Source organism: Sulfobacillus sp. TH-112, from assembly GCF_057473405.1.
In genome coordinates this window covers 1-8800 of the sequence record NZ_JBYCKN010000149.1, presented here as the reverse complement: position 1 = coordinate 8800, position 8800 = coordinate 1, and the positions used below count along the sequence as shown (strand labels likewise).

The following is an 8800-nucleotide window of genomic DNA, read 5'->3' as shown; positions in this document are numbered from 1 at the left end:
TTGTGATAATATATGCCTCATATGTTAGTTTTGTCAACATTTCTGACAAATATTATTCGATAATATACAAACACATTACAAACACGTAAGATACGGTGCCATCCTGTATGCGATGTAGAACCTGGCGCAATCCGCTATGCGGCGTCCCTCATCCATGGGGAATAGCCGCCTAGGCAGAAAGAACCGCGAGTACTTAGTACTCGCGGTCCTCTAAAAAGCCTGTTAGCCTTTAGTCATCAAACCTGACATTGCGCCATCTGGCTTACCGACTAATCCACCAATAGTTTGGAAAGATGACATCTCCAATGGGATTAAATGTTGAAACCGTGCCATGAATATCGTTCGCATGTACATTAAATAGCGGTTCCCACGGAACAAAGATAGCCCCAGGCAGTTGATCGGCAGCATAGGTTTCATAGTTATACAGCGCCGTCAGCGTTTGCGCCGTCGTTCCCGGCTCATAGCTCTTCTGAATAAGAGCATTCATGGTGTTGCTGCTATACCCTCCGCCGTTCTCGGCACCACCGGTCGCAAACAATCCACCACCCGAAGGATACGGATTGCCATAAGTCCAACCACCTTCATTCCCCTGTCCCCAATAGGCTGCTGCCCACTTGGATGAATCTAACTGGCTATAGCTGGCGACGGTATCAAATGGCTCTTGGTTGAGGTTAACAATAATCCCCTCTTGAGCCCAATCACTTTTTAGAAGTTGCATCTCGTCCGCTCCGCTTTGACTTCCTGATGCATAGTCCAGCGTGAACATCAACTTCATATCGCCCTTCGTCATCACCCCATCCACTTCGTGCCATCCATGCTGCTCCAAAATTTCCTTTCCTCGTTTCAGGTTATATGGATACGGCTGATTTTTGAGAGCGGCGTCATCATACACCGTCGGCGGTTCTGGAGCCAAAGTACCGTCGTCTATGGTCCCATAGCCGTGAAAGATTGTCTTGATCATTCCTTCCTCGTCCACCCCATATTGCAGCGCCTGTCGTACCGGCAACTCCTGAAACGCATTCCCAATATGTGTTCCCCCAGGGGCATCTGAATTCAGATTTAACATGATGTAGTTAAATCCTAAGGGGTAGGCCACGGTCATAGTATCGTTTGTCAGTTGATTGCGTGACGACAGCAAGGAAACCCCTAAATAGCCCACGTTCACCGTTCCCGTTTTTAACGCCGCGAATTGAGCGGATGTGGAGGTTTCATACTGAAATACCACTTTACTGAGATAGGATTTATGCCCGTCATAATGCGCATTGGGTACAAAGTCCCAATAATCATTGGGTTGCACCGCGGATAATTGATAGGGACCGTCGACCACGTGATAGACCGAATTCATGGGTGAATTTCCTACCGAGTTAATAAATGCCATCTCTGCGGTCATGTTGCTGGGGTACTTATCCCAGACCGACTTCGGAACCGGAATGATTTCGTCGATGCCGTTTCTAATAAACCACTGGGGATTGCGTGGACTAGTCGTGGTGATCGTGACCGTGTCGGTACCATCAGCGACAACACTTTTCCAGTCTGCTGGAATCCCCCCAAACCCTTGTCCAGCAAAAGTCCATGCATAGTTCGTATTAGAAAGGGATGCAGCCTTCATAATGTCCCAGGTAAACACCACATCACTGGCCGTCACAGGACGCCCATTTGACCAATGCCACTTCGGATTTAGCTTTATCGTATACACCGTATCATTCTTGTTCCAGGTAACCGAACTCGCCAATGAATGCTGATAATCTAACTTATCGTCCTGATTAAAGTACAAAAGCGGCTTATAGAGCATAAAAGAGGTCTCTGCATTAACGACGGTATCCGCTGAAAGCGAACGCAACGGAAAGAACCAATTAGGTGATGTTTGCGGTTGCAATGCATACACGGCAACTCCGCCCGATTGCGGTGTTTTTGCCGTATTCGCCCCTGCCGCAGCGTTCGTTGAAGATCCTGCCCCACACCCCGCCAATACGCTCGCCAGCACTGCTGTCGATGCCATCGCTAGATACGCTTTTCTCATCAATTCCGACCCCTTTCAATTCTACTGCGCGAGACGACAGGTGATCGTCGGATCCGACAGTTCCGACGGCCTAGCTCGTCTTCTGTTCTATCTCTTCACTTCGATATCGTGTCAAAGGATGTTATTCGAGGCAAATGCAGAAAAATCCTCTTTCCCTAGAAAAGTAGGCGTTGAACCGCGTCCTTAAATTTCACACTTTCGCATATCGGATCATCTGATCAGGGAACGAAAAATGGGTATTCGCGCGATGTGACGCACTTTTTGGGGATATCACAATTCTTGCGATGGATGCGCATCTGTACATCCTATGCGAGAACGCGCTCTCGTGGCGACGAGGCACCGAATTGTGGTCCCAGAGGCAGCGGTAGTCTGACCTCTACCTGGCAGCCCGTTCCAGGAGTGGACACCATCGAAAAGGTGCCATGCACCTCCTTCACTCGCCCCCTCATGAGAGTCAGTCCGAATCCGTCCCCGACATACTCGAAGCCGCTCCCATCATCACACACTGCAATACTCAGCCATTGCCCCGAAACCACAGAGATTTTGACATCCACATTTTTTGCCCGGCCATGGCGCACAGCGTTTAAAATGCTCTCTTCCACAACCCGATACGCGACCAGTCGTAATGGACTCGCAATACGATTTTCTACGGGATGGTCATACGCGGCAATTTCAGATCCCCACTGCAAGTTCACCACCGTATGACGATGGAAGGCCTGCTGAAGCTGCTGTAAGGCCGGACGTAGCCCTACCCGAATTAACCCCGGATGAAGACGATGACTTAACATACGAATGTCCTGCTCGCGCACATTTTCGAGTTCATCAAGCACTTCTTCGTAACGAGTCAACCCTTCCTGATTAAAAAGTACTCCTGTCTCTTTGAGGCGCTCCAGCTTAAATGAAATGAGCAATAATTTCGTCTGTATGGTACCATGCAGTTCTTCTGCGATTTCTCGGCGAAATCGCTCTTCGGCTTCAAAGCCCCTTGTTGAGGCCACAGCTCGCCATGCTCTGATATGCGGTTTCTTGTCTTCCGCTAGCAAGTGTTCTAGCAATTGAACCACCTGTGTGAGACTGGCGCTTTGTTCTTTATCGATGATCCCACCGGAATAGGCAGCCAGTAATCCCCACACCCTATCTCCTCGCATTATGGGCAAACAGACTCCCTGCGAGAGCGGCTCACCTGAAGATGATTCCACCATGAGTGCCTGGTGGATGGGTCCTTGATAAGGTTCATGGCGGTGGTATAGTTCCCGAAAGACGTCGTGATCCATTGCCACTTCGTGCGGTACGACAGTTGGATTAGACTCAGCAACCAGTACCGCACTCTGAGTCGACTCGTGAATTCGATACACCTGTATCAACGCTGTATGCGACGTGCCCAACGCGAGATTCATAATGTCATTCCACACTCTATGCGATATCGACATGTTCCAAGATCCCTGCCCATGTATTGACTTATTGGCAGAGCACTTCTCGAAGGCAGAGATTTTTTCCTTCGCAACAATGAGAGATTCATCCGTGCAGATGCGACAGCGTTACATTCATTGCTTGCCTAGTCGACAATATTTTGTTCGAATAACCAAAAACCAGGATTAAATCCATCATATTATGTCGAGAGAATTTTCTGTGAAAAATGCGGCTAGGATCGCCGATGGCCCTCCAAATATAAAAGCGTGGCGCGCACGCGCGGATGCATACCAGGCTCCGACGCATCAATGCCTAATACTTGGTATACCTGGGTGATATAGTTTTCCACTGACTTGGGACTGAGGTCGAGACGGCTGGCAATAGCGGCATTGGAATACCCCTGGGCGATTAACGCGATGATATCGCGTTGCCGTGAGGTGAGGGCGCCCATCGCGGTACCCGGAACCGGTAAAAGCGCCTGCACCAGCAAGGGATCTAAGACCACCAGTCCGTGTTTTGCCCCAACGATCGCTCTCCTGAGAACGGCCACGTCGACCACAGAGCGTTTTAACAAATACGACCAGCCAGCCACCTCATCCTGCGGCAAGGATTTCAATAGTCCCGGCTCATCATAGTTTGACAACAATACTATCCCGACATCAGATTACTGCCGGCGAATTTTTAAACCAATTTGCACTCCAGTGTCTCCGTCGCCAAGCTCAATATCCAGTAGTGCAACGTCTGGCTGCAGTTCCACGACCTCATGCAGAGAATCGTTCGACCCATCAAAGGACCCCACAATGGTGAGATCCTCATACGTGTCTAACGCCTCAATCAATAGCGCGCGATAGAGCGGTTCATCTTCAAAAATAACGACACGGAGATGCTCATTCAAGACCGCCACCCCTTAACACCATGGTGTAACCCCCGGGTGAATTGGGGGGATTTCTCTCTATTGTCCATAACTCGATCCCTCGTTTAATTCTACCAAGAGCGACAACAAACGTCACCTGTGGAGGTGACGGACGCAGAGACACTATGAAAGGGCGGTCATTAATGCCTACTATTCGCCAATATCTAGCGAAAAACCAGTTATTGTTCTCTACCATATTCTTTATGGGGTGGCTTTTAGGGTTACTCGTCGACGCGACACGTATGGCCACGATCCCTGCCCGAAGCTACACCACAGCACTAATATTAGCCCAAATTGGCTTGCTCTTTTTGGCGGCATTTTTTGCCCGAAAGACGCCGCGACTAGAACACTTTCGGATCAACATCCGCTATCTTGCGCCGGCATGGCTTCTTTCGGTCCTGGTTCTCGCCACGACTGTCCATTCTCCGGTATGGCATCTCAGCATCGAATTATGGGCGGTGCTCCCCTATGCCTATCTCTGGCTACAATCGCTCATAGCCTCAGGGCCGTGTTCTCGATTCATGTACCTCTCGTCATGGATGGGCATGGCTCTTTTCACCGGAATCTTCTCGTTTATAACAACAACATTTCCGGATTCCTCAGGCCTAATCTTAATCTTGAGTCTTCTGCCACTCATCCTGGTTGGCGCCGCCTGCCCATCATCCAAAACCCCTCCCGCAACCGCGCCGACTCTCAAACTGAACAAAGTCTCCGCGGCTGCCCTGGCCATGTTTTTTGTGATGGGGATGGGCCTCAGCGACGTAACCGAATGGGTGGGGGATATTCATCGTCTGCCTCTGGCCACATCGCTCTTCTTTGGCATCGCCTCAGCGCTGGCCCTTTCGGTTCTATTGATATCCCGCCATCCCCAACACTTCCTCGCCTACTTTGCAGCACTATTTCTAACCATTGCTCTGCTCGGATATATGGTTCCCGAGAGTGCCATCCTTTCGATGGGATTACAAGTGATTATGTTGGGTGGAGCCACTCTCCTGAGCATATGGTGGTCATTACGTCTCTTATCCCAATATGCCACGTCACTAGACGCACTGGCCTTTTATACGTCCATTACTGCACTCACCATCGCCGTCGGATGGACCATTCCTCTTCTCACCGGTCCCCGTCCTTCGCTGTTAATGATTATGGTATCCATCCTATTGGTAACCATCATGTCTCCCATGCTGATCGATCACACAAATTCCCATAAGGAGTCCGTAGCGGGGCCGATACCTTCTCGAACGCCGGAAGCATTCTTTAATTCCTCGGGACTCACCCCACAAGAACGCCGGATTGTCCAACTACTGCTTAAAGGCTACAGCAATCAAGCGATTATTAAAGAGCTATACATCTCAATCAACACCCTTAAAACCCACCTGAAAAATATTTATCGCAAGACAGAAACCAAAAATCGCCACGATTTGATTGATCACATTGGCGGCTACCGCCAAGAACAAGCCAATTGAGCCGAGGTTTAGCAGGATATCCCAAAGATATCGCGAATAGCGGTTGTCAATAAGCATTCACGCGACAGGAGGCCAAATGATGTCAGAGGCCAAATATAAGATTCTTATCGTCGAAGATGAGCATCTGTTTCGAGATTTGCTCGTGAAAAGTTTGAGTCACCTATCGCATATCGAGGTCATCGGCAGCTATCCGAATGGGGAGAGCACGCTTGAATTAGCGGCTCATGATCCAAGACCCGACGTGGCCTTATTAGACATCAGTCTTGGAGAGGGCTATAACGGCATTGAAACCGGCCTCTATCTGCGCAAAAAGTATCCGCAAATTGGGCTGATCTGGCTTTCGCATCACGTCCTACCTGATCTTCTGTCCACCATCCCCGAAGAGGAAATTCCGGGAACGGCCTATATTCTTAAGCACTCTTGTCGAGACATCGCCACTCTGGAACGCGCCATCGACGGCGTCGCCCACCGCTTGGTCGTAATCGATCCAAGCCTTATCCAAGCCATGGTTCAGCAAAGGCAAAGCCCTATCTCTCGGCTGAGTGCTCGCCAACTAGACATCTTGCGACTCATGGCCGAGGGGTATAATAACAACGCGATTGCGCAGGCTTTGTTTCTTTCTGAAAAATCGATTGAAAGTCAATTAACCAGTCTCTATGCCGCTCTCAACATTCATAGCACCAATTCCTCGGAACATTCCCGCGTCAAAGCCGTCCTGACCTATCTTCAGCAAGGGCAGGGCTACCTTAAGGCCGACAACCAACCCTAGCCTCAGCCCGTACGCCGAGGAATACCAAGCACGAAACCACGCTCTGGATCATAGTCTAATCGGGCCTCCCCATATTCTGCTAAATTACGTGACAGAGAAAGGCCCAGCCCACGATTGGCACTGCCGCTTGACGAAAAATATGGCATAAACAATTGTGCCATCGTATCCGCGCTTATCACTAGATCCGGATTTTGAACGACAACCTCAACGTAAGATGCGTGTTTGATATAGGTAAGATGAATGACGCTTCCCACCGGAGCCGCCTCTATTGCATTTTTTAGCAAATTTATGAGAATTTGTCGAAGATATCCTGGATACCACACGATGTGATCGCTTTCGCAACAAATGCGCACATCGAGATCCTTTTCGCTAATGAATGGTTGAATGTCCTGTACCACTTCTTCCAGAATGGTCCGCATCTCACAGTCATCAATGTCCGCTGATCCGAAATTCCCTGCTGCTCGCAGTAGATAGGTCATGTGATTGAGAGCGCGTTCCAGGGCCGCAAACCGCTCTTTAGAGAAGTCATTCGATAGAAACTGTAATTGTCCATCAAGGATAGATAACGCATTGCCCATTTCGTGAATCCATTCGCGACGCAATTGTTGATCTTTGATTGCTTTTTCCCGTTCAAGAACCAATAGTGAAAGCAACTGGCCCTCCGTGGCACTAATCTCCCGGTTGAAATGCGCCCGAATCGTCCCATGGCACCATATCATCGCACCATTGTCCGCTTGGACATCCGATGTTTCAAGAGATATCAGTGGCAATTGTGCCGCGTAGCACCATTCCTTGATGGATTGCATGAGGTCGGTGGTATTATCGTACGGTCCCTTAGCGTCTCTCACTACCCGTCCCCCCAGTATCATCCCGACTTTCGCGCGATATTTGTTACTTCTCCTCGAATTTACGGAATCCACGGTCTCCCAAAAAGGGGGAGGTCCCTAGTAAAGTACGGGACCACCTCCCTTTAAATGTAGAATTGAAACTCACTCGAGGCTGTGGCACACTCACATCAGGAGTTGACCATTCGTGGATGATACCATCATCACCCCAAACAACCCAGGGTTCATCGTGGATCCATCCGCCATGTTTCTAGACTTTGCGATAACCGAGCTATCCGCGTTGGGGTATTGCATCATCCCACTGCGCGATGGCACATCGATTCTAAGACACCCCCAATTACCTGATGCCTCCTTTGTGTTAACCGACATGTTATTACCCGATATGACAGCAATTGAGCTGATGCAGCAGTTGAGGGCACGATTACCGGATATACGGATTATTTTTATGGGAGTGGACTTGGAACTAATGCCGCTGGCCCAAGAGTTGGGCGTGCGTTTTATTCTTAAAAAATCGCTATCCAGCCGGTCCTCATGGAAAGCCCTACTCTCAAAAGCGTAATACTCCCTTCGTAAAAATTATGGATTCCTTCTGCCACAACGAAAAATAACGCCTGGTGGCGTGACATTCACCCCACCAGGCATCATCGCACGTTATCTTCAATCGGGTCAGAGTACTTGCCTTACTCCTTAATCGTCCAATAATTTGGAGACAGTAGGTCTTCGACCGGATTAAACGTGGATTGCACTCCCACGACTTCTGTACTGCTCTCATTGAGGGAGGCGATCCAAGGAAACCACAAATAAGGAACGGTCTTGGCAGCATATGCTTCATACGCATCGAGGGCTTTGGTTCGTTGACTGGCGCTTCCCGGCGCGTACGAGGCTTGAATCAGTTGATTCATTTGCACACTACTGTATCCGCCCGCGTTAGCCGCAGCCCCTGTCTCAAAGAGTTCTCCTCCAGTGGGATAATAATCTGGTTGATAGGTCCAGCCAGCGCCCCAATAGGCCGCATCCCATCCTTTAGGACTTCCGTGATCCGTGGTCACCAAGTTATCAAACGGCATGGCATCTAGGGTCACTTGAATTCCCTCTTTGGCCCAGTCCGCTTTCACCAACTGTACCGTATCCGCCACCGTTAAGCTCCCCGATGAGTATATCAAGGGAAACGCCAATTTTACGCCATTCTTAGTCATAACGCCGTCCACGAGTGACCAACCGTGCTTTTCTAAAAGTGCCTTGCCAGCTTGAATATTATACGAATAAGGCGGCGAGGACAAAGCTGGGTCGTAGAACTTCGTTTTCGGTTCACTGGGCACGGGACTATCTTCCACAACCCCCTCACCGTGGTATATCCCCTGGATAATTGCCGACTGATCA

General features: G+C 49.6%; 9 protein-coding genes. 3 read left to right on the top strand and 6 right to left on the bottom strand.

Going from position 1 to position 8800, the window contains the following annotated elements; translation table 11 throughout:
- Window positions 1-262: 262 nt before the first annotated feature.
- From ACOJWD_RS10710 to ACOJWD_RS10695, 4 genes are all read right to left on the bottom strand, one after another.
- Window positions 263-2020, bottom strand: coding sequence for a peptide ABC transporter substrate-binding protein (locus ACOJWD_RS10710; protein ID WP_486993223.1), 1758 nt, complete (start codon window positions 2018-2020; stop codon window positions 263-265).
- Between the two features lie 305 nt (window positions 2021-2325).
- On the bottom strand, window positions 2326-3450 hold the full coding sequence (locus ACOJWD_RS10705) for a sensor histidine kinase (protein ID WP_486993222.1): 1125 nt from the start codon (window positions 3448-3450) through the stop codon (window positions 2326-2328).
- A 212-nt stretch (window positions 3451-3662) separates the two neighbouring features.
- The gene (locus tag ACOJWD_RS10700; protein WP_486993221.1) at window positions 3663-4073 is read right to left on the bottom strand and encodes a response regulator transcription factor; all 411 of its coding nucleotides are present in this window, start codon (window positions 4071-4073) and stop codon (window positions 3663-3665) included.
- A gap of 21 nt (window positions 4074-4094) precedes the next feature.
- Window positions 4095-4325: a response regulator gene (locus ACOJWD_RS10695; protein WP_486993220.1), complete on the bottom strand. Its 231-nt coding sequence runs from the start codon at window positions 4323-4325 to the stop codon at window positions 4095-4097.
- A 161-nt stretch (window positions 4326-4486) separates the two neighbouring features.
- Here ACOJWD_RS10695 and ACOJWD_RS10690 point away from each other — a divergent pair, with 161 nt between their 5' ends.
- On the top strand, window positions 4487-5806 hold the full coding sequence (locus tag ACOJWD_RS10690) for a helix-turn-helix transcriptional regulator (RefSeq protein WP_486993219.1): 1320 nt from the start codon (window positions 4487-4489) through the stop codon (window positions 5804-5806).
- A gap of 79 nt (window positions 5807-5885) precedes the next feature.
- Window positions 5886-6575, top strand: coding sequence for a LuxR C-terminal-related transcriptional regulator (locus tag ACOJWD_RS10685; protein WP_486993218.1), 690 nt, complete (start codon window positions 5886-5888; stop codon window positions 6573-6575).
- A gap of 2 nt (window positions 6576-6577) precedes the next feature.
- Here the strand turns inward: ACOJWD_RS10685 and ACOJWD_RS10680 are convergent, their stop codons facing one another.
- The gene (locus tag ACOJWD_RS10680) at window positions 6578-7423 is read right to left on the bottom strand and encodes a sensor histidine kinase (RefSeq protein WP_486993217.1); all 846 of its coding nucleotides are present in this window, start codon (window positions 7421-7423) and stop codon (window positions 6578-6580) included.
- Window positions 7424-7607: 184 nt separating this feature from the next.
- Here ACOJWD_RS10680 and ACOJWD_RS10675 point away from each other — a divergent pair, with 184 nt between their 5' ends.
- Entirely contained in the window at window positions 7608-7979 is a 372-nt protein-coding gene (locus ACOJWD_RS10675; RefSeq protein ID WP_486993216.1) for a response regulator, read from the top strand.
- Between the two features lie 121 nt (window positions 7980-8100).
- Here the strand turns inward: ACOJWD_RS10675 and ACOJWD_RS10670 are convergent.
- A partial coding sequence (locus tag ACOJWD_RS10670) for an ABC transporter substrate-binding protein (protein ID WP_486993215.1) occupies window positions 8101-8800 on the bottom strand: 700 nt, incomplete at its 5' end.

Coding starts and splice junctions, on each gene's coding strand:
- ACOJWD_RS10685 (WP_486993218.1), top strand. CDS start 5,886: ATGTCAGAGGCCAAATATAAGATTCTTATCGTCGAAGATGAGCATCTG.
- ACOJWD_RS10705 (WP_486993222.1), bottom strand. CDS start 3,450: ATGTCGATATCGCATAGAGTGTGGAATGACATTATGAATCTCGCGTTG.
- ACOJWD_RS10690 (WP_486993219.1), top strand. CDS start 4,487: ATGCCTACTATTCGCCAATATCTAGCGAAAAACCAGTTATTGTTCTCT.
- ACOJWD_RS10710 (WP_486993223.1), bottom strand. CDS start 2,020: ATGAGAAAAGCGTATCTAGCGATGGCATCGACAGCAGTGCTGGCGAGC.